Here is a 25471-nt window from a genome sequence, read left to right as displayed (position 1 = left end):
TCTTTTCCTTTCTTTTTAAAATCTATGTTTTATTATATCTTTGAAAAATTCCATATTTTATTATAAAGCCGTAAAAGCGTCTTTAGTTTATTAGACGTTTTCACGGCTTTAGGGTTTAACAGTTTAACCTTTTCCAATATTATCTTCTTTCATGCTCTTATTAATTTACTAAAATTAAGAGTTTCGAAGTGCCATTAACAAATTATTAAGCTGGTTTTCGTCCTGGATCAGTACCTCACGAGGCTTACTGCCCTGTGCTGCACCTACGATGCCAGCAGCTTCCATCTGGTCCATCAGGCGTCCGGCACGGTTGTAACCGATACTGAACCTGCGCTGGATCATGCTGGTTGAGCCTTGCTGCGAAAGAACAATCGCATGGGCTGCCTCTTCGAAGAACGGATCCAGTTCACGGGCACTGATACTACCGTTTCCACCTGCACTTCCTTCATCATTAGTTGGTTCTGGCAACTCCATTGGTTCGATAGGACCTGGCTGTTCGCAGATATACTCGTTGATGCGCTCGATTTCCGGTGTATCAACAAAGGCACACTGTACACGGACCGGTTCGTTGCCGCAGAGATAGAGCATATCGCCACGACCAATCAGCTGGTTGGCTCCTGTACGGTCGAGAATGGTCTTGGAATCGATGGCCGATGTAACCTTGAAGGCGATACGGCCAGGGAAGTTTGCCTTGATATTACCCGTGATGATGCTGGTAGTAGGACGCTGGGTGGCAATTATCATGTGTATACCCACGGCACGGGCCAACTGGGCGATACGTGCAATAGGAAGTTCTACCTCCTTGCCGGCTGTCATGATCAAATCGCCAAACTCATCGATAATCACCACGATGTATGGCATATACTCATGTCCGTCTGTCAGTTTCAACTTATGGTTGATATACTTCTGGTTATATTCCTTGATATTACGGGCTCCTGCCTTTTTGAGCAAGTCGTAACGGCTATCCATCAGTACACACAGACTGTTCAAGGTTCGAACCACCTTGGTTACATCAGTGATAATCGGCTCTTCCTCTTCAGGAACCGCAGCCATAAACTTGTTGGCGATACGTGAGTAGACGCTAAACTCCACCTTTTTAGGGTCGATGAGAACTAGTTTGAGTTCGTTTGGATGTTTCTTATATAATAAGGAGGTGATGATGGCATTCAAACCTACAGATTTACCCTGTCCGGTAGCACCCGCAACAAGCAGGTGAGGTATCTTTGCCAAATCAACCATAAACACTTCGTTGGTAATGGTCTTACCCAAAGCGATAGGCAACTCCATCTTGGTTTCCTGGAACTTCTTTGAGTTTAAGGTACTCTCCATGCTCACGATGTTTGCCTTGGCGTTAGGTACCTCAATACCGATTGTACCCTTACCGGGAATCGGGGCGATGATTCGGATACCGAGAGCAGCGAGACTCAAGGCGATGTCATTTTCCAGGCCCTTGATTTTGGAGATACGTACGCCTTCTGCAGGCTGGATTTCGTAGAGTGTGATGGTAGGACCAACCGTAGCACGAATGGTCTTAATCTGTACGCCAAAGTTGCCCAGCACCTCGATGATGCGGTTTTTATTGGCGCGCTGTTCTTCCTCATCTATAGATACACCATCGTCCTCATATTTCTTCAGGAGATTGAGAACAGGATATTTATATCTTGTGAATGGCTCCTTCGGATTAATAGGAGTATTCAGCAGCTCCGTATTACTCAAGGTGTTGCCGGTAGCCTTCTCGTCGGCTGTAGCTACCGAGATGTCCATTCCGATATGCTCAGAAGCTGCAGCAGCCTCGGCAGCTTGCTTTTCCTGTGCCTCCATTTCTGCCCTTTTAGTACGGAGTGCGCGTTGGCGGGCAATGAGTGACATATTCTCGTCTTGTGTGCTGTTGGCTACAGCGATGGTTTCATCTCTTTCATTCTTGTTTTCTGTACCAGTATCTTTCGTATTCTCGTTTGTAGGATCAACAGGTGCAGCAGGTTTTGCGAATGTTTGGTTCGGATCCAGGTCCAGGTCGATGACCTTAGCTGGTTCATCTTCCTTATATTCCTCTTCCTCATCGCTTGAACCGTATGCTGCATTTGCGTATGCCTCATCAATTGCTTCAGTATCTTTCTTATTCTTTCCATGGTTGGTAATCTCGAATTTTACCTTATTAGATATATAACCGATAGGGTTGAGTGCCTTGCGGATTATCGTAATGGTTTCTGTGGTGAGATAGGTGAGGAATGCTACAGCCACGAAGAAAAGAATGGCAGTAAGTCCTGGAGGACCTATGATGTTCTCCAGGTTCTGTACGACAAAGAGTCCGTGCTTGCCTCCCGGATTGAAGATGAGGTTAGGCATGATCGGTGCGATAAACTTAGCAAAGGTGACTGACATCCAGAGCATCACCACAATCATGCAGAAGAACCATTTCCAGAGGTTCACTTTATAAGCATGCATCATCTGCAATCCCACCATAATGACAAAAAACGGGAGCATGAAGGCTGGAAATCCGAAATTGATAGCGATGAGCCAATAGGAGATGATGGCTCCCCAGGATCCGCAGTAGTTTTGAAACTGTTTTTCCGTATTGGTCCATTCCCCTGGCTTCAGATTTTCGAGCAAACTCTGGTCATTGGCTCCTGTATTGAGAAAGGAGATCATTGCGATGATGATAACCACAGCAATTACTACCAGAGCTAACCCAATGAAAAAGTCGGTGATAGTATTGTTGAAAATATACTGTAAACCAATAGCTTCACTAAAGGTTTTGGTCTTTTTTTCAGTTCTTTTTTTAGCCATTTTATATCTTTTTGAATAATTTATCTGCAAAATTAGCTAAAATAATTGAGAAAACAATTCTTTTTCTCATCTTTTTTTTCTAATTTTGCAACTTGTAAAGAATAAAAAGCATAATGAAGATTATTTTCACTAGTTTCGACAAGGCGGCAATCACGAATTTGCCAAGAGCTTTGTTTCCTGGCAAAATCGTAGTCGTTGATAAGCCTGAAGATACAGAAGCGGCTGTTAATGACCTACTTAGCCATCATATACTGGGCGTGGATACCGAAACACGCCCTTCTTTTAAGCGTGGTCAGGCTTACCATGTTTCGTTGTTGCAGGTGAGTACACATGATACTTGTTATCTCTTCCGCCTGCATCATACTGGCATGACACCTGCCATCATTCGCATGCTCGAAGATACCATCGTGCCAAAAGTTGGACTCTCATGGCACGATGACTTGTTGCAGCTACATAAGCGAGCAGCTTTTAAGGCTGGTTATTTTATCGAGTTGCAGGATGTTGCAAAGAACTTTGGTATCGCAGACATGAGTTTGCAGAAACTGTATGCTAACCTCTTTCATCAGAAAATCAGCAAGGCGCAACGGTTGAGCAATTGGGAGGCTAACGATTTAAAGGAATCGCAGGCTCTTTATGCGGCTACAGACGCATGGTGCTGCATTAACCTGTATGAAGAATTCCAGCGTTTGTCTGCAACAGGCGATTATGAACTCAATGAACTCAGACTCTGATCTGTGCACAGAATAGAAATTATTAATAATAAGAAACATCATATTTATAAATATGTACAAAAGTGTATATTTAAAGAAAGGTAAAGAAGAATCGCTCAAGCGTTTTCATCCATGGATTTTCTCGGGTGCCATCCAGGCAATGGATGAGGGTATCGAGGAGGGTGAAATTGTGAAGGTGTTTACTCGTGGTGGTGAATTCATCGCTATCGGTCATTATCAGATCGGTTCTATCGCAGTGCGTGTTCTTTCATTTAGAGATATTGAGATTGATGAGAAGTACTGGTGTGCCAGATTGCAATCGGCTTTTCAGATGAGACTCGCTTTGGGAATTGCCGGAAACTCATCCAACACGACTTATCGTCTGGTTCATGGTGAGGGAGATAACTTGCCGGGACTTGTTATCGACTGCTATGGTCCTACAGCTGTCATGCAGGCTCACAGTGTGGGAATGCATGTTTGCCGCATGGAGATTGCCAATGCCTTGAAGAAGGTGATGGGCGATGCATTGGAAAACATCTACTATAAGAGTGAGACCACCTTGCCTTATAAGGCTGATCTCAGACAGGAGAATGGTTTTATCCTGGGAGGTGATGCTGACGATGTAGCTGTAGAGAATGGGCTGAAATTCCATATCGACTGGCTGCGAGGTCAGAAAACCGGTTTCTTTGTAGATCAGCGTGAGAACCGTTCGCTGCTCGAGCATTATGCCAAGGGAAAGAGTGTGCTCAACATGTTCTGCTATACCGGAGGATTTTCTGTTTATGCGATGAGAGGTGAGGCTAAGGCTGTTCACTCTGTTGACAGCAGTGCCAAGGCGATAGAATTGACCAATGAGAATATTGCGCTCAATTTCCCTGGGGATGCACGTCATGAGGCTATCTGCGAAGATGCCTTCAAATATCTTGATGAACATGATCAGCAGTATGATCTGATAGTTTTGGATCCTCCTGCTTTTGCCAAGCACCGTGCGGCTTTGCGTAATGCGTTGAAGGGTTATACCCGCCTGAATGTAAAGGGCTTGCAGCGTATTAAGAAGGGTGGTATCCTTTTTACCTTCAGCTGCTCTCAGGTGGTGACCAAGGATCAATTCCGCAACGCTGTGTTTACTGCAGCTGCGCAGGCTGGAAGAAAGGTTCGCATTTTGCACCAGTTGCATCAGCCTGCTGACCATCCTATCAATATTTATCATCCTGAAGGTGAATATTTGAAGGGATTGGTTCTGTATGTAGAATAACAAATGATTAAAGGATAGATAATGAATAAGTTCAAAACGTTAACAGCCTTGATGCTCTTGCTGGCTATAGGAATTGTAGGATGTGGCAAGTCGGAAGCAGAACGTCATCGCTTGAGCAAGAAGGAAAAGGCTAGATTGGATAGCCTAGACCGTGCTGCGCTGAAGATTGCGGTGATGCCAACGATGGACTGTCTGCCAATCTTTCTGGCATATGATGACAGTATCTTTAAGCAACAAGGTGTAGACGTACATTTGCGTAGATATACTGCACAAATGGATTGTGATACAGCTATCGAGCGCCAACGCGTAGAGGGATCTGTGACTGATCTGATTCGTGCACGTCATATTGAGAAACGGGGTACTGCTTTGACGTACCCCATTTCTACCAATCTTTATTGGCAGTTTATTACCAATAAGCGTTCGCGTATATCTGAACTGAAGCAACTGTCAGATAAGATGGTGGCAATGACCCGCTATTCGGCGACTGATTATCTTGCTACTTTAGCAATCGATAGCGGTAAACCTAAATATGATGTATATAAGGTGCAAATCAATGATTTGAACATCCGTCTGCGTATGTTGCTCAATAACGAGATGGATGCCATGTTGCTGCCAGAACCTCAAGCAACCAAAGCCCGACTTGAACAGCATGTAAAACTCTTTGATAGCAGGGATAAGAACTTACAGTTAGGTGTTGTTGCCTTCCGCAAGAAAATACTTTCCGAGCCGCGCCGTAAAGACCAGCTCGCCAAGTTTATCAAAGCGTATAATATTGCTGTTGATAGCATAAATAGGCGTGGTGTGCAGCATTATGCAAGCATCATCACCAAATATACGGGTGCCGATGCTAAAACCATCAGTAATCTTCCAAAACTTAAATATGAACACGCTATGGAGCCAAGACGTCGTGACCTGGCTGTAGCACAAAAATAAACGGCTTATGGAAAGAGAAGATTTTTGCTGGACAAAGTTTTCGCATGAACATGTTACTACTATATCCAGAATTGAGGCTATTCGCAAGATAATTGACCAGGAAGTGGGGCTCGAATCGTGTCAGCCTGGAATTGCGGAAATTGAAAAAAGATATGATGATTTGTATCATGATTATATAGACGGCAAACTTAAACACCGAGAGCTTTATAATCTTGCTCAAACTTTAGATCTTGATACTGATGAGCTCTTTGGTAAAGTGCGTCACGTTTGGATTTTGGCAAATGAGCCTACATTTGTTGCACTTAACAAAAGAGCCCAGAAACTGACAAGTTTTGATGAAGTACAGGAAACCTTTGAGAAATTTGCCACAGATGAAGCTATGCTTAATCTGAAAGTTGGCTTATCTGCAGAACAGATAGACGAGGAAAGACAAAAGATACAAGAGCAGCTTAATGCTTATCGCAATATGGTGTTTTCTTATATAATGGTGACTGATGATTGGAATGAGGATTTCATTAAGGCGATTCGTAGTATCATTGATTCCGATTTGGTAGATCCATACACCATCAATATGATAGTTTCGGCAGTCTCCTTGTCTTGCTCTGTATTCATGGATCCTTTAAAAATCGGACTCTTGCTTCGCTTGGTTAAGTCAGCCGACAGTTGTAGTGTTCGTGAACGCGCCTTTGTGGGTTTTGTTTTCTCCGTGATATCCAATCCGGCTGAAAGTGATGCGTGTTGGCAAGCAGCTGCCTCCACGGTCATAGATGATGATTTTCTGGCAGCCTGCGTTGATCTCCAGCGTCAGATGCGTCTATGCCTTACTAGTAAAAAGGATAGCAAGGAGATGATGCATTCTGTGGTGAAGACCATGTTTTCCACTCTTACCCATGATTTGACAGAAAAACTGAAAGATATGGGTAAGGTGGAACTTGATGAATTTACTGTAGATGGTGAAGATCCGGATGAAGATATTCAAGGAGCCTTTAACTATATGTTGAACTCAGAAGATATTGGAGTTGATGTGTATTATCATCAGTTTGCCAATCAGAAGTGTTTCGGTCATTTCCATTCACTCTATAACTGGTTTGTTCCTTTCTATGTACGTAATTCTACGCTCAAGAGTGTACGGGTTGCGATGAATCAGCATCGCAATTTCGTCAATAATCTCCTGAATGGTGCATCTATGTGTGATACCGACCTGTATAGCGTCATTCTTTCATTGAATACTACTTCTGGAGAATTTATCAAAGCATTGGATGCCGACCCGGAACATCTTATGCTTGGTCATGATTCTTATGATGCCGAGGAAGGTGAGGAAGAAAATGAGCAGAATGCTGAAGAGTCTGTAGAGGAAGAGTCTGATTCTGCAGAAGCAAAGGATTCTGAAAAAGTCAGACTGCTCGATTCGGTGATGGAACGGGAAGAGGATCTGTCTGAAGAGGAAAAGAAAAAACTTGCTGTTCGGATTCGTCATCGCTATGTGCAGGACCTCTTCCGTTTCTATACACTTTCTCCAATGAGGGGTACATTTGATAATCCTTTTGAAATGCAGATGAAAATACCATTCATGACAACGGGACTGTTTGCTAAACCGGAATATGACAAGTATCGCTTGTCGCTGGCCCGTTTCTCAGCCAAGAGAGGCGATTTTGCCTTTGTCAGCAGGATTTTGCGTAATCTGTCGCAATATACAGAAGAAGAGCAAATGATGCTTGCGCTGGCATACTATTCGGAGAAAAATTTTAGCGATGCGCTTAACTACGTCTGTGACGTCTTGGAGGTAAACTCAAAATATAAGGCAGCCTATGAGCTGAAGTTAAAAATAGAAGAGAAATGTGAAGATGAAAATGCATTTTCTACTTTGGATGAAATAATCAAGTTGGAGACTGACAAGGATAAGCAGTTTAAACTCCAGTTGAAAAAGATAGATCTTGCATTGAAATTCCATCGTTTTAATGAGGCGTTGCAATTGGCTTTCCTGTTGGATGAACAGTATCCTAAGGAGGAACAGATAGAATGCAGACTGGCTTTCTCTTTGCTCTTTACAGATTCTGAAGGCGATAAGAACATAGACAGAGCAATGGCTCTGATTGAACCTTATATTCAGAAGTGTCAGGAAGATGAAATGAAAAAGCTGTGGAAGGCTGATCTGAAAGACATGGACCAGGAACATGTTGAACAGATGTTCATGAAGATGTTATCTGCAATGATGAAAAAAGTTTCTCACTCAGTGGATCAAAGATGGGAGTCTTTGAAATACTTCTATTACGGTCTCTGCATTCTGGTGAAAGAGGGAGGAGCTGTTGCTGTCAGCTATTTCGATGAAGCGGCAAATTACGCTGCCTGTTTTAGAGAAGATATGGATGAATATGGACTGCTCGAGATGGGAGAATGGTTTGATAAGCGTGGTATAGCACCTATAGAATTGGAATTTATGGAAAAAAAGGTTACCGAGGAAAGGAAAAATAATAAAGATGGCGGAAAATAATAAAAACAAGAATAAGGTGCAGATAGATCCAACCTACGCCCATTTGCAGCCGCAGGCTGTTAATGTGGAGCAGGCAGTACTGGGTGCCTTAATGATTGATTCTGATGCCTTCTCTGTGGTGTCGGAGTTGCTCAAGCCGGATACTTTTTATGACCCGCGTCATAAGAGAATATATCAGGCTATCCAGGTGATGAACATGGAGGAACGGCCTGTGGATATCATGACCCTTGCCGATCAGTTGGCCAAGACTGGTGAACTGGATAAGGTGGGAGGTGCACAATATCTTATGGATATTTCTGCAGGCATGGCTTCGGCTGCCCATGTAGAGTCGCATGCCCGCATCTTGGCGCAGAAATATATGCAGCGCCAGCTGATTCATTATGCCGGCGACATCGAGACGATGGCATATGAAGAAGGTGTGGATGTGGATGAATTGATGCAGAAAGCTGAAGGTGAACTCTTCCAGCTTTCGCAGAACAATATGAAGCAGGATTATACACAGATTGATCCGGTTGTTAAGGAGGCCGTTGCCATTTTACAGCGTGCCGCTCAGAACTCGGGTGGTCTTACCGGTATTCCTACGGGTTATCGTGGATTGGATGATATGACATCAGGTTGGCAACCGTCCGACCTTGTGATTATCGCCGGTCGTCCTGCCATGGGTAAGACTTCCTTTGCATTGAGTATTGCCAAAAATGTGGCTGTAGATTATGGTGTGCCTATCGGATTCTTCTCTCTGGAAATGAATAACGTTCAGTTGGTGAACCGACTCATCTCAAATGTATGCGAGATTTCGGGTAAAAAAATACTGAACGGACAATTGGAACAACCTGAATGGGAGCGGTTGGATCAAAAACTGAGAAAACTGACAGGGGCACCTATTTATATAGATGATACGCCAGGTCTTTCTGTTTTTGAACTACGTACAAAGGCGCGCCGACTGGTAAGAGAAAAGGGAGTTAAACTGTTAATGATTGACTATCTTCAGTTGATGAATGCTAACGGTATGAAGTTTGGCAGCCGTCAGGAGGAGGTATCTACTATCTCCCGTTCGCTCAAAGGTATTGCTAAAGAGTTGAATATTCCTGTGCTTGCCCTATCGCAGCTCTCCCGTAACGTAGAGAACCGTGAGGGTTTGGAAGGAAAGAGACCTCAGTTGAGTGACCTTCGTGAATCCGGTGCCATCGAGCAGGATGCCGATATGGTACTCTTCGTTCACCGCCCGGAATATTATCACATCTATCAGGATGAAAAGGGTAATGACCTTCATGGTATGGCACAGATTATCATTGCCAAGCACCGTAAGGGCTCTGTTGGAGATGTTCTCCTGAACTTCCGTGGAGAATTTACCCGATTCCAGGATCCGCAGGATGCTGCAGCAGCACCTGTCGAAGAAGGTGGTGAGATTGTAGGCTCTAGGATGAATGGCGGAGGGCAGGATGGTAGTCCGCTACCACCGCCGCCTGCAGAGAATCTGCCTTTCTAAGGTTAGAGTTTGTTGGTTTTTCACTCAAAAACTGGCTTTTTCGCCAAATTCTTGCACAGAATTAACGTTTTTGGGTGAAAAAACTATAAGAATATAGGAATTTGTTATCATTTCTATTAAAAAAGTTATAAATTGTTTGCCGGTATCAAATAAAAGTGTTACCTTTGCATGCGAATTTAAGAATATAACATAATGAGATAGATATGAGAACAACATCGTTGAACATTACAAGCATTATTATTCGACTTCGACTGCAGCTTGTGGGCGGAAGTGATAAGGTGTGCGTATAGTTCATCGCATAAGATATTAAAAGCCTTTCTACACTTCCGTCTATGGAGTGGGGGAAGGCTTTTTACTTTATCTGATGCTGCTGCATGGATTGCGATTTAAACGTGTGTGTTCAGAATATGAGGCTCTTATATATTAATTAAGGTGTAAATTTAAAATTTTAAAGATATGAGTGACAGATTATACATTTTCGACACGACCCTCCGCGATGGCGAACAGGTTCCGGGATGTCAGTTGAACACAGTTGAGAAGATTCAAGTGGCAAAGCAACTGGAGCAGTTGGGCGTGGATGTAATTGAGGCTGGATTTCCAATATCAAGTCCGGGTGACTTCAATTCAGTAGTAGAAATCTCTAAGGCTGTAACCTGGCCAACTATTTGTGCACTTACCCGTGCCGTAGAAAAGGATATTGATTGTGCTGCTGAGGCTTTGCAGTATGCTAAGCATAAGAGAATCCATACCGGTATCGGTACCAGCGATAGTCATATCAAGTATAAGTTCAATTCTACCCGTGAGGAAATCATCGAACGCGCTGTAGCTGCAGTCAAATATGCCAAAAAGTATGTTGAGGACGTTGAGTTCTATGCTGAGGATGCAGGCCGTACCGATAATGAGTATCTGGCTCGTGTCGTTGAGGCTGTTGTCAAGGCGGGTGCAACTGTAGTGAACATTCCTGATACAACAGGTTATTGTCTGCCTGATGAATATGGTGACAAAATCAAGTATCTCATGGAACATGTTGATGGCATTGATAAGGCACGCCTTTCTACTCACTGCCATAACGACCTCGGTATGGCAACTGCCAATACTCTGCAGGGTGTATTGAATGGTGCACGTCAGGTAGAGGTTACCATCAATGGTATCGGTGAGCGTGCAGGTAATACTTCGCTCGAAGAGATTGCCATGATTCTGAAGTGTCACAAGCATATCAATATTGATACCAACATCAATACCACCAAGATTATTCCTACCTCACGCATGGTGAGCAGTCTGATGAATATGCCTGTCCAGCCAAACAAGGCTATCGTGGGTCGCAATGCATTTGCTCATTCTTCTGGTATCCATCAGGATGGCGTCTTGAAGAATGTTCAGACTTATGAAATCATTGATCCTAAGGAAGTTGGATTGGATGACAATGCTATCGTTCTGACAGCCCGTTCTGGTCGTGCAGCATTGAAGTATCGTCTTCATGTCAATGGTGTAGAGATTAATGATGAGGAGAAACTCGACAAGATTTACAAGAAGTTCCTCCAACTGGCTGATAAGAAGAAGGAAGTTACCGATGAGGATGTATTGATGCTTGCCGGTGCTGATTCTGCTGACAAGCATGGCGTTCAGCTCGACTGGTTGCAGGTTACTACAGGTAAGGGCGTGAAGAGCGTGGCAAGTATCGGACTTGATATTGCAGGTCAGAAGTTTGAGGCTGCATCATCTGGTAACGGTCCGGTAGATGCTGCTATCAATGCTCTCAAGAAGATCATTACAAAGGAGATGAATCTCAAGGAGTTCACTATCCAGGCAATCGACAAGGGCTCTGACGATGTGGGCAAGGTTCACATGCAGGTGGAATACGATGGTCATGTTTATTATGGCTTCGGTGCAGATACCGACATCGTTACAGCTTCTGTTGAGGCTTACATTGATTGTATTAACAAGTTTAAGATTAGATAAACATATATATAACAAGAGATATTATGAATACATTATTCGACAAGATTTGGGACAAGCACGTTGTCCAGATTGTTCCGGACGGTCCTACTCAGCTTTACATCGACCGTCTCTACTGTCACGAAGTAACATCACCTCAGGCATTCGCTGGTATGCGAGCACGCGGACTCAAGATGTTCCGTCCAGACCAGATTTTCTGTATGCCTGACCATAATACTCCAACCCACGATCAGGACAAACCTATCGAGGATCCTATCTCAAAGAAACAGGTAGATACATTGGCAAAGAACACCGCTGATTTCGGTGTAACCCACTTTGCCATGAACACCAAGGACAATGGTATCATCCACGTGGTTGGTCCTGAGAAGGGTCTTTCTCTTCCTGGTATGACCATCGTTTGTGGTGACTCTCATACTTCTACCCATGGTGCTATGGGTGCCGTTGCCTTCGGTATCGGTACTTCTGAGGTCGAGATGGTGATGGCTTCACAGTGTATTCTCCAGAGCAAGCCAAAGTCTATGCGTATCAGCATCAACGGAAAGCTCAGCAAGGGTGTTACAGCCAAGGACGTTGCGCTCTATCTGATGAGCCAGCTCACTACTTCGGGTGCTACCGGTTACTTCGTTGAGTACAGTGGCGATGTAGTGAAGGATATGTCAATGGAAGGTCGTCTTACCCTCTGTAACCTTTCTATCGAGATGGGTGCCCGTGGTGGTTTCGTAGCTCCTGATGAGACAACATTCGAGTACATCAAGGGTCGTGAATATGCACCTAAGGGTGAAGAGTGGGACAAGGCTGTAGCTTACTGGAAGACCTTGAAGAGTGGCGATGATGCTGTCTTCGACAAGGAGTTGACTTTCGACGCCAAGGATATCGAACCACGTATCACCTATGGTACCAATCCTGGTATGGGTATCGGTATCACAGAGAATATCCCAACACTCGATGAGATTCCAGAGGAAGAGCAGGCTGGTTTCAAGAAGAGCCTCAACTACATGGGCTTCCAGCCAGGCGAGAAACTCGAGGGTCATCCTATCGATTATGTATTCCTGGGCGCATGTACCAATGGCCGTATCGAAGACTTCCGTGCTTTTGCATCTTTGGTTAAAGGAAAGAAGAAAGCAGAGGGTGTTACAGCTTGGCTTGTACCAGGTTCATGGTTGGTTGATAAGCAGATACGTGAAGAGGGAATTGATAAGATTGTAGAGGCTGCCGGCTTCGAAATCCGTCAGCCAGGATGCTCTGCCTGCTTGGCAATGAACGATGATAAAATTCCTGCAGGCAAGTACTCTGTAAGTACATCTAACCGTAACTTCGAGGGTCGTCAGGGACCAGGTTCCCGCACAATCCTTGCCAGTCCATACGTAGCTGCCGCTGCCGCTATCACAGGTAAGATTACCGACCCAAGAGAGTTTATGTAAATAGTGATTAATGATTAGTGATTAGTGATTAGTTGGGCTTCGCCTTATAACTATCAATCACGATTCAATCAAGTAAACACTAAACATTAAAAATTAAACATTACAACAACGATGAAACAGAAATTCAATGTAATTACATCAAGCTGCATTCCTCTTCCTTTGGAGAATGTAGATACAGACCAGATCATACCAGCCCGCTTCCTCAAGGCTATCGACAAGGAGGGTATGGGCGACAACCTCTTCCGCGACTGGCGTTATAATGCCGACGGAACTCCAAAGCCAGACTTCGTGATGAACGACCCTTCTTACAGTGGCGTCATCCTCGTAGCTGGTAAGAACTTCGGCTCCGGTTCTTCCCGTGAGCACGCTGCCTGGGCTATCGCAGGTGCAGGCTTCCGTGTGGTTATCAGTTCTTTCTTTGCTGATATCCACAAGAATAACGAGCTGAACAACCTCGTATTGCCAGTAGTGGTAAGCGAGGAATTCCTGAAGGAGCTCTTTGAGAGCATTGACAAGGATCACAAGACAGAGGTGAAGGTAGATCTTCCTAACCAGACTGTGACCAATCTTGCTACCGGCAAGAGCGAGCACTTTGAAATCAATGGCTACAAGAAGCACTGCCTGGAGAACGGTTTGGACGATGTAGATTTCCTCGTTCAGAACCGTGACAAGGTAGAGGCTTGGGAAGTTAAAAACAAGTAATTATGAACGTTAACGCAAAGAGAGATAATTCCCGCTTCAAGGAGATTGAAATCATGGATTGCACGTTGCGCGACGGCGAGCAGACCAATGGTGTCAGTTTCCTTCCTCACGAGAAATTGATGATAGCAAGAATGCTGTTGCATGATATCAATGTAGATCGCATTGAGGTGGCTTCAGCGCGTGTGTCGGAAGGCGAAAAGGATGCTGTCGCTCGAATTTGCCGTTATGCCAAGACCATAGGTAAATTGGATTCCGTTGAGGTATTGGGATTCGTGGATAACAACAAGAGTGTGGATTGGATAGCCGAATGCGGTGGTCATGTCATCAACCTCTTGGCTAAGGGTAGCTATAAGCACTGTACCCAGCAGCTCAAGATGTCGCCTGAGGAGCATCTCGCTCATATCAAGCAGACCATCGATTATGCTTTGAGCAAGGGATTCACCGTGAATCTCTACCTGGAGGACTGGTCGAGCGGTATGCGCGACAGCCGTGACTATCTCTTCATGATGATGGATGAGTTGGTGAAACTGCCTATCAAGCGATTCCTCCTACCTGATACTCTGGGTATTCTGAACCCATTGCAGTGTGTGGAGTATATGCGACAGATGGTTCGCCGTTATCCGAATTCTCACTTCGATTTTCATGCTCATAACGACTACGATTTGGCGGTGAGCAACTCTCTGGCTGCCGTATTAAGCGGTGCAAAAGGTCTTCATGTTACAGTGAATGGCTTGGGCGAGCGCTGTGGTAACGCACCATTGGCGAGTGTTCAGGTGATTCTGAAGGATATGTTTGAGGCAAAGACCAACATCAAGGAGGACCGGTTGAACGATATCTCCCGATTGGTAGAAGGATATAGTGGCATCGCCGTGGCTCCGAATACACCGGTAGTAGGAGACAATGTCTTCACCCAGGTGGCTGGTGTGCATGCCGATGGTGATAACAAGGATAAGCTTTATTGCAACGACCTGGTACCAGAGCGTTTCGGCCGACATCGTGAATATGCGTTGGGTAAGAATTCCGGTAAGGCGAACATCATCCAGAACCTCAACGAGCTGGGATTGGAGTTGACTCCGGAGCAGACTAAGGCCGTAACCAAGCGAATCACAGAACTCGGCGACCGTAAGGAACTGGTAACCCAGGACGATCTGCCATACATCGTGAGCGATGTATTGAAGCATGGAGCTCCTGAGGATAAGGTAAAACTGGTCAGTTACATGGTGTCTACCTCCTATGGTTTGAAGCCAATAGCCAGTGTAAAGGTAGAAATCGATGGTAAGGAGTATGAAGACCGTAGCTCTGGTGATGGTCAGTATGATGCCTTCGTAAAAGCCCTCCGCAACATCTACAAGGTGAAGCTCGGCAAAACCTTCCCAAAGCTCGACAACTATCAGGTAACCATCCCACCTGGTGGCCGTACAGATGCCCTCGTTCAGACCGTCATTACTTGGCGTGAAGGTGACCGTATCTGGCGTACCCGAGGCTTGGATGCCGACCAGACAGAAGCAGCTATCAAGGCAACGCTGAAGATGATTAATATGTATGAGGCAGATAAGAGCGACGAACAGGCTGTATCGCCTCGAAATCTGGATATGGAATAATATCTCCGAAGATTACGAAATTATCTCCGAAGGTTATGAAAATATCTCCGAAGGTTACGAAAATATCTCCGAAGGTTATGCAAACATCTCCGAAGGTTTCTATTCAGCAATGCGCCCTGTAAGGGCAAAAGCTTTAATCATTCAAAAATAAACAATTAAAAAAACAAATAAGATGAAATTAAACATTGCAGTTCTCGCCGGTGATGGTATCGGACCAGAGATTATGAAGCAGGGCGTAGCAGTTATGCAGGCCATTGCAGAGAAGTTCAACCACGAGTTTACTTACAACGAGGCTATCTGCGGCGCTCACGCTATCGATGAGGTAGGTGACCCATTCCCAGATGAGACCTTCAAGACTTGTATGGATGCTGACGCAGTGCTCTTCGCAGCCGTTGGTGACCCACGTTTCGACAACAACCCTACAGCCAAGGTTCGTCCTGAGCAGGGTTTGCTTGCTATGCGTAAGAAGTTGGGTCTTTTTGCCAATGTCCGCCCAGTGGCTACATTCGATTGCCTGCTCCACAAGTCACCATTGAAGGATGAACTCCTGAAGGGAGCTGACTTCGTAGTAATCCGCGAGTTGACTGGTGGTATGTACTTCGGTGAGAAGTATCAGGATAACGACAAGGCATACGATACTGATATCTATACCCGTCCTGAGATTGAGCGCATTTTGAAGGTAGCTTTCGAGTTTGCCATGAAGCGCAATAAGCACTTGACAGTAGTAGATAAGGCAAACGTATTGGCATCTTCTCGTCTCTGGCGCCAGATTGCCAAGGAAATGGAGCCACAGTATCCTGAGGTAAACACCGATTATATGTTCATCGACAACGCTTCTATGCGCGTGTTGACTGAGCCTACATTCTTCGATGTCATCGTTACAGAGAATACCTTCGGTGATATCCTGACCGATGAGACTTCTTGCATCACCGGTTCTATGGGCTTGCAGCCATCTAGCTCTCTCGGTGAGCACACACCTTTGTTCGAGCCTGTTCATGGTTCATGGCCACAGGCAGCTGGCAAGAACCTGGCTAACCCTGTAGCTCAGATTCTTTCTGCAGCCATGTTGTTGGAGCACTTCGGTTTGAACGAGGAGGGTACCTTGATTCGCAAGGCAGTAGATGCTTCTCTCGATGCCAATGTCCGCACTCCTGAGATTCAGGTAGAGGGCGGTGCTCACTATGGCACAACTGAGGTTGGCGAGTGGATCGTTAACTGGATTAAGAATGCTTAATCTGTAAATGGATTTTTCGGCGCTGGGTGAATTTTCTATCCAGATGCTTTCTTGATAAAAGCCTTAGGAGGAGTGTTTCTTTCTCTTAAGGCTTTTCTTGTTGATTGTCCTGTCTTTCTGAATTTTAGTTCTTTTTGTAAACTCAAATAAGTTTTATAGTTTTTTATTTGGCAGTTTGCGAAAGTCTTCTTAACTTTGCACCATGAAAAGTTATTATACATTATTATTGGCATCGATGGTTTCTTTATCTGTATCTGCGCAGAACGTAGATGCCGACAAGGCACGTGCTGCTCAGAATAAAGCCTTGCGCGATTCACTCTCCAAGGCTACAGAAGTGCTTGCATATCATCCCGACAGTATCGATCTGCGACTGAAAAAGGCTGCTTGGAATATCCAGTTGGAACAGTGGCAATATGCAAAGGATGATCTTGATAAGGTACTCTTTCTGAACAATACCAGTATCGCCGGTTTGTTCTATCGTGCTTTTGTCAATGAGAAGTTGCTCCGTTATAACTTTGCACGTCTCGATTATCAGAATCTTCTGGTACTTGTTCCTGGCAATTTCCAGGCGCAACTCGGTCTGGCTTTGCTCAATGAGAAAGATAAGCATTATACCGAGGCATACGACGGCATCAATGGTCTGATAGAGCAATACCCTGACAGTGCGATGGCTTATGCTGCAAGAGGTGGCATGGAGAAGGAGAGGGGAATGCTTGAACTGGCTGAGTTTGATTACGCTAAGGCGATGGAACTGGATGCTGGTAACGAGGATTTTGCTTTCAATCATGTTGACATTCTGATTCAGCTAGGAAGAAAAGACGAAGCCTATCGTGATTTGAAGAAACTGCTCGATGCCGGTTGTCAGCCAGGTCGTTTGCAGAATTTCTATGCAAGGTTGAAAAAGAAGAAAAAGTAGTATTTCTGAGTTATAAAAAGGAGTTTTAATGATTAATAAGACAAGAATGCATAAAATTATTTCCTATATCCTGTCTGTTTGTAGTCTCTGTATGATGGCATCTTGCGATACTGTCTTCGATGTTCATCCGTATGATGTGCAAATCGATGGGGCAAGAAACTTGAATGTTACCAATATTCAGAAGATTGAGGCTGCAGTCAAGTCGAAAGATACAATCCGTTTTGCTATGATCAGTGATTCGCACCAGTGGTTGGATGATTTGAAGAGTGAGGTTAATGATATCAATCGCCGCAGTGATTCCCTCGATTTCGTGATTCATTGTGGAGACCTTACCGACTTTGGTGCTACCCGTGAGTTCCAGTGGACCCGTGACTATCTTCAGAAACTGAAGATTCCATACGTGGCTCTGCTGGGTAATCATGACTGTTTGGGAACAGGTAACCAGGCTTATGAGAAAATCTTTGGAAATCCGGATTTCAGTTTCATTGCCGGCAAGGTAAAGTTTGTCTGTCTCAATACCAATGCTATTGAGTTTGACTATTCCCGCCCTGTACCTAATTTCGATTTCATGGAAGAGCAGGTTAAGGCAGATGCAGATGACTTTTCGCGTACCATTGTCTGTATGCATGCTGCCCCTTATTCAGAGCAGTTTAATAATAATGTAGCTAAGGTCTTCAATTTTTATACGCATCAGTTCCCAGGTTTGATGTGCTGTCTTTACGGTCATGGTCATCATACCGAGCAAAATGACATTTATGGCGATGGCATTATCTATTATCAGGTGGCTAATGCCGCTAAGCATCAATACTATATATTCACCATTACTCCAACAGATTATCGTTATGAAGTTATTGAGTTTTAAGCATATATTCATTATAGGAGCCTTCTTTGTTGCCGGTTCTGTACAGGTTCATGCAGCCGATGAGGTTACTGGGAATAGTAAGGAGTTGGAACAGAAGGATAGTATCGTTCATGATACTCTAGTGTTGGCGGATGGCAAACTGACCCGATATGACCGTCGTATTATGCGTTACCGCAAGCACTGGGATCTTCTGATACCTACTAGTGGCATCATTCAGACCTGTGGCAATATGGGTATCATTTCGCTGGGTATCGGATGGGAATATGGTAAGCGCCGCCAGTGGGAAACGCAGCTCTTGTTTGGCTACATCCCGAAGTTCAGTTCTGACGATGAGAAGTTTACCATGACGCTCAAGGAAAATTTCATTCCTTGGCGTCGTAATATCGGTAAGGGCTGGTGGTTTGAACCGCTGGAGTGCAGCCTGTATTTCAATACGGTGTTCGGACATGATTTTTGGACAAAGCAGCCTACCAAGTATGAAAGCGGTTACTATCCGTTCTCTACCAGAGTCCGTCCTAATATCGCCTTGGGTGAACGTTTTAAGTATGATATTCCGCACAATAAACGTAAGCGTATCAAGAGTATTACGTTCTTCTATGAGTTGGGTACAACGGATATCTACTTTATGCGTTTCTACCGTAACGGCAATGCCGGTTTCTGGGATGTCTTCGGCCTTTCTATCGGTGCCAAGGTGCAGTACCTTTAAACCAAGAACTGGTTGATGAGTTTGCTTACTCTGATGATATCTTCATCGTTGAGCGATGAGTTGCAAGGCAGACTCAGTTCTTCGTCAGCTATTCTCTTGGCTACCGGAAATTCCAGATGATTCATTTCCGGATAACATGGCTGTAGATAGGGTGGGCGGAAGTAATGAATCTTTGTGCCGACCCCATTCTCAGCCAGGAAAGCTTTCAGTTGGTCTCGTTTCCGGGTAAGGAAAGGGAAGACGTGGAAAACATTTTCATGAGCAGGAGAGATGAGTTTCGCAGCGATGCATCTGTCCTTGATATCGTCATCCAGATGTTCCAGGTATAGCTGTATCTGTCTGTGTCTCGCTTTCTGTTCGTTTTCAGGGTATTGCAGTTTCACATTCAGTACAGCAGCCTGAATCTCATCCATGCGCGAGTTTACGCCCTGATATCTGAAGATGCCGTCTTCTATCTTTCCATATTCATGTAGAGCCATAATGGCTTCAGCCAAATCCTTGTTGTTGGTAGTTACAGCTCCTGCATCTCCCAAAGCTCCCAGATTCTTGCTAGGATAAAAACTATGGGCGGCAGCATCCGAAAGATTTCCGGTATATCTTCTTTTCGATAGTGGTTCTGAAGTATTCTGAGAGTCTTCGGATAGAGTAGTTGAGCATCCGAATCCCTGTGCATTGTCTTCAAAAAGCAAGAGATGATGCTTCTTGCAGATTTCTGCAATCTTCGGAGTCCATGCCAGTTTACCATAAAGATGAACAATCATGATGGCTTTTGTCTTTGGGCTGATTTTGTCTTCTATCAGCCGGTCATCTATCTGTAATGTATCGATATTGGCATCCACCAATACAGGTGTCAGTCCAACGCTGCTGATGGCAAGTACGGTAGCGAAATAAGTGTTGGCAGGCACAATCACTTCATCACCTTTCTGCAGATTTCCGATAGCCAGTTCGCCCATCAGCATCAGCTTGAGCGCATCCGTCCCATTAGCGCAGCTGATGCAGTATTCTGTACCGATAAACTGTGCATACGATTTTTCAAACTTCTTTACGGCTTCGCCTTGCAGATACCATCCGCTGTTGACCACCTTGTTGATAGCATCCTTTATCTCCTTCTCGTATGGCTCATTGATAGCCTTCAGGTCGAGATAAGGTATCTTCTTTACTTCTGTTTCCATTGTTTCTTATGTGATGATTTATACCAAGTGATAAAACTTGTTTCTATAAATAAAAACGGATGTTTTTTGGTTTTTATTATATGTGGAGGTATAAAAAAGACAAGAGCAGCTATCTTCTCAGACAACTGCTCTACATTCAATAGGTATTAGTTTTCTTTAAGGTAAAAAGATTGTATTCAGGATAACGTTTGCAAAGGTACTAAAAAAAAATGAAACAAAAAAATAAAATGGCAACAAATTTACCATCAACTTAAAAAAAAGTTTTAAAAACCCTTTGCGGAGTCTTTTCTATTTGTACGAGAAAACAGAGTTTTGTATAAATAATGCCAAATAAAAAGCTGTGAAATGGAAAAACTGTCACAAAACCGTCTTTTTCCCTTTCACAGCGTTCGATGTCTAAAATCTTTCGCCAAACAGGATGTTCACCATAGTTTTGATTCGATATGCGCTCTATAAAAATGGTTGCCATCAATATATAGTCAATATGCTATGTTGGGTATGATTCTTCCCAACAGTTAGATAAGGTTTCTTCCAACTCCAAATTCTTCTGCAACTTGCGAGAATCGGATATATTTTTCAGTCCTCATAGTTTAAAAGATTCTAAAAACCAATAATTATTATTTACGAGTTCCCACTATGGGAACTCTCATTTATTTTATTTTTGCTATCTTTGCACCGTGTGACACAGATTTAGAACCTTATTACCTACTTTAGAGGCGCCGTAACAGAAACAGTAATTTGTGGATCTCTACTTCCGAAAGCCAACGGAGGCGGAGACAGGAGAGTTTATGCCCATAGCAAGAGAGCTATGCAGCGCATTCTCAACTCAGTGTTCACGGTGACACGGTGACAGGGTGACACGAGTTTTTCAACATTTCGCCTCGCACGCGGGCAGGCAGGAAAAATCAGGCCGAAAGTTCCTGCCTGCCCGCGCGAGAGTAAATCTTCAGAATTCCCTGTCACCTCTGTCACCCGGAAGTCGGTTGCTTCCGAGACGGAAATCAAAGACTTACGATGCAAAAGTCAGTTACTTACGATATGAAAGTCAGGGACTTATGATGCAAAAGTCAGTAGCTTACGAAGAGAATTACAGCGATACCTGTAACCACGCTAACATGGTGGTATCATTTGAGGCTCTAATCACTATATGGCTGCGGTAATTAAGAAAAGTTGAAAATGTTTGGCTGTTTCATATAAAAGGCGTATATTTGCAGAAAAAAGAGACAAGATGACGCAACAGAATATTAAATTGCCTTTAGGCATACAGGATTTTGAAGAGATGCGTAGAGATCATTATATCTATGCTGATAAGACCGATATGGTCTGGAAACTGGCTAATGGTACTAAATACAATTATCTGAGCCGTCCACGCCGTTTCGGTAAGTCTCTTTTGTGCTCTACCCTTAAGTGTTATTTTGAGGGTAGAAAGGAACTCTTTGAAGGTCTCAAGATTATGGAACTTGAAACGGAGTGGGTTAAACGTCCTGTTATCTATTTCAGTATGAGTTTGGGTGGTTCTTCTGCTCAGACGCTTACAGAATATTTGAACAAAGTATTGTCTTCATACGAGAAGATATATGGCAGAAATCCGGATGAGCAGTCTTTAGGTAATCGTTTAAATGGTATCATCCAAAGAGCATACGAACAGGCGGGAGTCCAGATAGCCATTATCGTAGATGAGTATGATGCTCCTTTGCTGCATACTTATGAGACCGGTTATCATGATGCATGCCGTGAGATATATCGTAACTTCTTTACCGGGTTAAAGGATTATGGTTACTGCATCAAGTGCGTGTTTATTACAGGAATTACCAAGTTTACACAAATCGGTATGTTTGGTATGCTTAATACGTTAGTCAATATCAGTTTTAGTAATGAGTACGCTACGATATGCGGTTTTACCAAAGATGAAGTCATGTATTATTTCTCAGAACTGCTGTTAAGAATGGCAGACAGTGTTGCTGTCATGCCGGATGAACTTATGGATACAATGAGTACTTTCTATGGTGGCTATCATTTCTCACGTGGTCTTATTGGTGTTTACAATCCTTTTAGTGTATGTTATGCATTGGTTAATCTTCGCCTTGATTCATATTGGATAGCTTCGTGTTTCAACGAAATGTTACTCAAGGTTTTGCGTAAATTCATCAACGAGATACCTGAACTGGACAATTGTCTGATAGATTCAGACTTCCTGGAAATGAGTGATGTCAATATGGATGATCCCAAGCTCTTCCTTTATCAGTCCGGTTCCCTTACCATCGAGAAAGTTGTTGGTAGCAGTTATATGTTAGGCTATCCTAACCGAGAAGTCCGAAATGCAATATTTGGTATGATTCTTCCCAACAGGTAAATAAGGATTTGGTTAGGAAGAAGATACAGTAAAGGGGTGAACACATTATATTAAAAGTATTCACCCCTTTATTGTCTAAGTAGCTAATCATTAAAATATTTTGCCAAACAGGATGTTCATCATAGTTTTGAACAGAATCTTGGCATCAAACCACCAGGATCTGTGCTCCAGGTAGTAGAGGTCAAGACTCAGTCTTCTCAACATCTTCGGCATTGTATCCGTATATCCGTTATATAGGGTGGCATAAGAAGTCACTCCTGGACGAATTTGGTAAAGAAAACGATACCGAGGATCATGTTCCATAATCTGGTCGATATAAAATTTGCGTTCTGGACGTGGACCAATAAATGCCATGTCGCCTTTGGCTACGTTCCATAATTGTGGCAATTCATCAAGATGATGTCTTCTTAGAAAAGCTCCAATGCGTGTCAGGCGAGTTTCTCGTTCATGTTGGAAGAGTTGAGGACCATCTTTTTCTGCATCCACTTTCATACTTCTGAATTTATATATGTAGAAAGGTTTGCCGAATCGTCCGATTCTCTCTTGTTTAAAGATAGCAGGTCCCTTATCTTCTCTTTTTACGAGAAAATAGCACACAGCAAATAGAGGTGAGAAAACTATTAAGCCAAAGATAGCTAATAGAAAGTCTCCCGCCCGTTTTACATTTCTTTCAAACTCAGTCATGCCGTCAGCAATGAAACGTTCGTCTGCTACGTTATCATTTAATTCTATTTCGAATGGAATGTTCGTAGACTTATTTTGTTGCACTCTATTCATTTTGTCCTTTTATGTTTTATTATAAAACGTTTAGAGTGCGCATATATTGTATAGAGTCTAGTTTTCTTTTTAGAATTTTGCAACCATAGCTTGGTAGAAACAGCAGAAAGAAGTATAAGTATGCTTTCAGTGTGCTGAATTTCAGTATGGTTTCGTATACAGCTACGTTGTAGTGAATGAGTTGCATCTTTTTCCTGGAAACTGAATTCTTTCTTACACAATAGTAGGCTAGAGGCTTTTTGGTATAAGCGTAGCATATTTTGCATTGTTGAAGAATCTGAATAAACATAGCCCAATCCTGTCTTTTGCGGATAGTAGGCATATAGTATTTCTTCCCCAAAGCTTTTGTATCATAGATAGCTGTGAGACATCCGATTTTATTGTCACGTTTTATCATTTTATACGTGATGCGGCGTGGCGGAATATTGATACCCGTGGCCTCATAGTTGGAATTGCATATAAGATAAGTTGCACAGCAGAGAGCGCACTTCTTTTCTGACATGTAATTGATTTGGATTTCCAGTTTCTCAGGAATCCATCTGTCGTCGCAATCACAGAATGCGATGTATCTTCCTTCAGCTCTTTTGATACATGCGTTTCGGGCATATCCCGGTCCATGGTTTTCTGAGAGTAATTCTATCTTTACTCTCTTGTCTGTCTGGGCAAATTCCTTCAGAATCTTGATGGTATCTCCATCAGTAGATGCATCGTCTGTAATGATAAGCTCCAGATTATCGTATGTTTGTCTCAGTATACATTGAATGCTGTCAGCAAGAAATTTGCCGGCATTATAAGTAGGCATGATGACTGATACTAAGTCTTCTTTCATTATATTCTATATATTTATATATAATAACGCTAATTTATGTGTATTATTGTTTGTTTTCTGAGAAATATTTGAAAAAAAAGATGTTGCCCTGATTGGATGAACTGAGTATAGGGGAATCTTTGGAATCATTTGCTATTTTCCAAGGAAGAAACATGCAGTAATTTCTTTTTTCTTCAGTATGTTTATAATCACTAAAGATATGAATTCACATATGGTGAAATCGAAGATAATCAGAACTTTTTCGTTGTGTTGGATGAGATTATGAACCTTAAGGAATTTTTAATTGTTTATATAGAAGAGAAAAAGGAAAAATCATTTTGTTGTTCTAAAGAAAAGTCGTATTTTTGCACAAAAAATATGTTTAGTAGAAAATTTTATCTCTCTTTTATGTTGGCTTTGTCATTTTTGTTGTGTTCTGACACGGCAAAGGTTTGGGCAAAGAAAAAAAATCCAAAATTTAAGCTCGTATTTCGGGAGGAATTTAACCTTCCTGATGGTAGTCAGCCTAATCCTAAATTATGGAGTAGGGTGCCACGTGCTAAGAATCTGTGGGCAAAGTGGAATTCTGATACGGCTGATGTTGTCTTCATCAGAAATGGCAGACTGGTTTGCCGGGTGATTCCAAATACTAATCCTGCAGATACGGCTATGATGTTGGCGGGTGCTGTATTTACAAAGCATAAGTTTGCTTTTAAATATGGAAAATTAGAGGTGAGGATGAGAACGAATCTGCAGAAAGGTAACTTCCCTGCTGCATGGATTATGCCGCAAGTTCCTGGTAACCCATATCGATATGGCGAAGTGGATCTGATAGAATATTTTGGCGACGAAGGCATTGCACGACAAACCTTCCATTCGCATCGCACGGCGATTTTGAAAAAAAGTGGCGATAAGACAGTCTTCCTGACGAGAAATATCGAGCGAGACAAATGGCATGTCTATGGTTTGGAATGGACACCTCATGCGCTGATTACTTATATTGATGGAGAGACTACTGGCTGCTATCTTAAGTCGGATGACCCCGTTAAGTTAGAAGAGGGGCAATGGACGTTTGACCGTTCCTTCTTTATTATTCTTAATCAAAGTGTAGGATATGGCAACTGGCATGCTCCAGACCCGCATGCAACTTATGAAACCGAGTTTGACTGGGTGAGAATATATCAAAGAGAAAAGGACATCACTTATTATTAAAAGTGGTGTCCTTTTCTGATTACAGATGTCAATATGACAGTATCGGCGAATCGGTACCACTGTAGCGCATGAATCGGTACCATCATAGC

Annotated in this window: 19 protein-coding genes; 15 read left to right on the top strand and 4 right to left on the bottom strand. The window is 43.3% G+C overall.

The features are described 5' to 3' along the window. Positions 1-174: 174 nt before the first annotated feature. Positions 175-2787, bottom strand: a complete 2613-nt coding sequence (locus KSW37_RS03985; RefSeq protein WP_217313407.1) for an FtsK/SpoIIIE family DNA translocase — start codon at positions 2785-2787, stop codon at positions 175-177. Between the two features lie 113 nt (positions 2788-2900). On the opposite strand from KSW37_RS03985, the gene KSW37_RS03980 reads away from it, so the two are divergent. From KSW37_RS03980 to KSW37_RS03920, 13 genes are all read left to right on the top strand, one after another. Beyond that, a complete protein-coding gene (locus KSW37_RS03980; protein WP_217313406.1) occupies positions 2901-3518 on the top strand; it encodes a 3'-5' exonuclease in 618 nt (205 codons plus the stop codon). A gap of 52 nt (positions 3519-3570) precedes the next feature. Further along, positions 3571-4752 carry a class I SAM-dependent rRNA methyltransferase gene (locus tag KSW37_RS03975; protein WP_217313405.1) on the top strand — a complete coding sequence of 394 codons (1182 nt, stop codon included), beginning with the start codon at positions 3571-3573 and terminating at the stop codon, positions 4750-4752. 21 nt (positions 4753-4773) lie between these two features. Beyond that, positions 4774-5685, top strand: a complete 912-nt coding sequence (locus KSW37_RS03970) for an ABC transporter substrate-binding protein (RefSeq protein WP_217313404.1) — start codon at positions 4774-4776, stop codon at positions 5683-5685. Between the two features lie 7 nt (positions 5686-5692). Next, a complete protein-coding gene (locus tag KSW37_RS03965; protein WP_217313403.1) occupies positions 5693-8176 on the top strand; it encodes a tetratricopeptide repeat protein in 2484 nt (827 codons plus the stop codon). Beyond that, a complete protein-coding gene (gene dnaB, locus KSW37_RS03960) occupies positions 8163-9662 on the top strand; it encodes a replicative DNA helicase (RefSeq protein ID WP_217313402.1) in 1500 nt (499 codons plus the stop codon). The genes KSW37_RS03965 and dnaB overlap by 14 nt, the downstream gene beginning before the upstream one ends. 456 nt (positions 9663-10118) lie before the next feature. Continuing rightward, entirely contained in the window at positions 10119-11621 is a 1503-nt protein-coding gene (locus tag KSW37_RS03955; RefSeq protein ID WP_118066228.1) for a 2-isopropylmalate synthase, read from the top strand. Positions 11622-11644: 23 nt separating this feature from the next. After that, the gene (gene leuC / locus KSW37_RS03950) at positions 11645-13039 is read left to right on the top strand and encodes a 3-isopropylmalate dehydratase large subunit (RefSeq protein ID WP_217313401.1); all 1395 of its coding nucleotides are present in this window, start codon (positions 11645-11647) and stop codon (positions 13037-13039) included. 111 nt (positions 13040-13150) lie between these two features. After that, positions 13151-13741: a 3-isopropylmalate dehydratase small subunit gene (gene leuD, locus KSW37_RS03945; RefSeq protein WP_217313400.1), complete on the top strand. Its 591-nt coding sequence runs from the start codon at positions 13151-13153 to the stop codon at positions 13739-13741. Positions 13742-13743: 2 nt separating this feature from the next. Beyond that, positions 13744-15342: an alpha-isopropylmalate synthase regulatory domain-containing protein gene (locus tag KSW37_RS03940; RefSeq protein ID WP_217313399.1), complete on the top strand. Its 1599-nt coding sequence runs from the start codon at positions 13744-13746 to the stop codon at positions 15340-15342. A gap of 172 nt (positions 15343-15514) precedes the next feature. Next, positions 15515-16576 carry a 3-isopropylmalate dehydrogenase gene (gene leuB / locus KSW37_RS03935; protein WP_217313398.1) on the top strand — a complete coding sequence of 354 codons (1062 nt, stop codon included), beginning with the start codon at positions 15515-15517 and terminating at the stop codon, positions 16574-16576. Positions 16577-16778: 202 nt separating this feature from the next. Beyond that, positions 16779-17492, top strand: a complete 714-nt coding sequence (locus KSW37_RS03930) for a hypothetical protein (RefSeq protein ID WP_437183106.1) — start codon at positions 16779-16781, stop codon at positions 17490-17492. Between the two features lie 46 nt (positions 17493-17538). Further along, positions 17539-18354, top strand: coding sequence for a metallophosphoesterase family protein (locus tag KSW37_RS03925; RefSeq protein WP_254368548.1), 816 nt, complete (start codon positions 17539-17541; stop codon positions 18352-18354). After that, a complete protein-coding gene (locus tag KSW37_RS03920) occupies positions 18335-19060 on the top strand; it encodes a hypothetical protein (protein ID WP_217313397.1) in 726 nt (241 codons plus the stop codon). The genes KSW37_RS03925 and KSW37_RS03920 overlap by 20 nt, the downstream gene beginning before the upstream one ends. Here KSW37_RS03920 and KSW37_RS03915 read toward each other — a convergent pair. Further along, positions 19057-20232, bottom strand: a complete 1176-nt coding sequence (locus KSW37_RS03915) for a DegT/DnrJ/EryC1/StrS family aminotransferase (RefSeq protein WP_217313396.1) — start codon at positions 20230-20232, stop codon at positions 19057-19059. The two genes, KSW37_RS03920 and KSW37_RS03915, sit on opposite strands and share 4 nt — an antisense overlap. Before the next feature lie 1228 nt (positions 20233-21460). On the opposite strand from KSW37_RS03915, the gene KSW37_RS03910 reads away from it, so the two are divergent. Beyond that, positions 21461-22585, top strand: a complete 1125-nt coding sequence (locus KSW37_RS03910; protein WP_217313395.1) for an ATP-binding protein — start codon at positions 21461-21463, stop codon at positions 22583-22585. A 90-nt stretch (positions 22586-22675) separates the two neighbouring features. Here the strand turns inward: KSW37_RS03910 and KSW37_RS03905 are convergent, their stop codons facing one another. Then, positions 22676-23269: a sugar transferase gene (locus KSW37_RS03905; RefSeq protein WP_254368549.1), complete on the bottom strand. Its 594-nt coding sequence runs from the start codon at positions 23267-23269 to the stop codon at positions 22676-22678. A gap of 112 nt (positions 23270-23381) precedes the next feature. Then, positions 23382-24191 carry a glycosyltransferase family 2 protein gene (locus KSW37_RS03900; RefSeq protein WP_217313393.1) on the bottom strand — a complete coding sequence of 270 codons (810 nt, stop codon included), beginning with the start codon at positions 24189-24191 and terminating at the stop codon, positions 23382-23384. Between the two features lie 261 nt (positions 24192-24452). On the opposite strand from KSW37_RS03900, the gene KSW37_RS03895 reads away from it, so the two are divergent. Continuing rightward, positions 24453-25382, top strand: coding sequence for a glycoside hydrolase family 16 protein (locus KSW37_RS03895; RefSeq protein ID WP_217313392.1), 930 nt, complete (start codon positions 24453-24455; stop codon positions 25380-25382). Positions 25383-25471 lie beyond the last annotated feature (89 nt).

The organism is Segatella copri (assembly GCF_019127135.1).
Classification (GTDB): Bacteria; Bacteroidota; Bacteroidia; order Bacteroidales; family Bacteroidaceae; genus Prevotella.
This window is presented reverse-complemented; position numbering and strand designations above follow the sequence as displayed.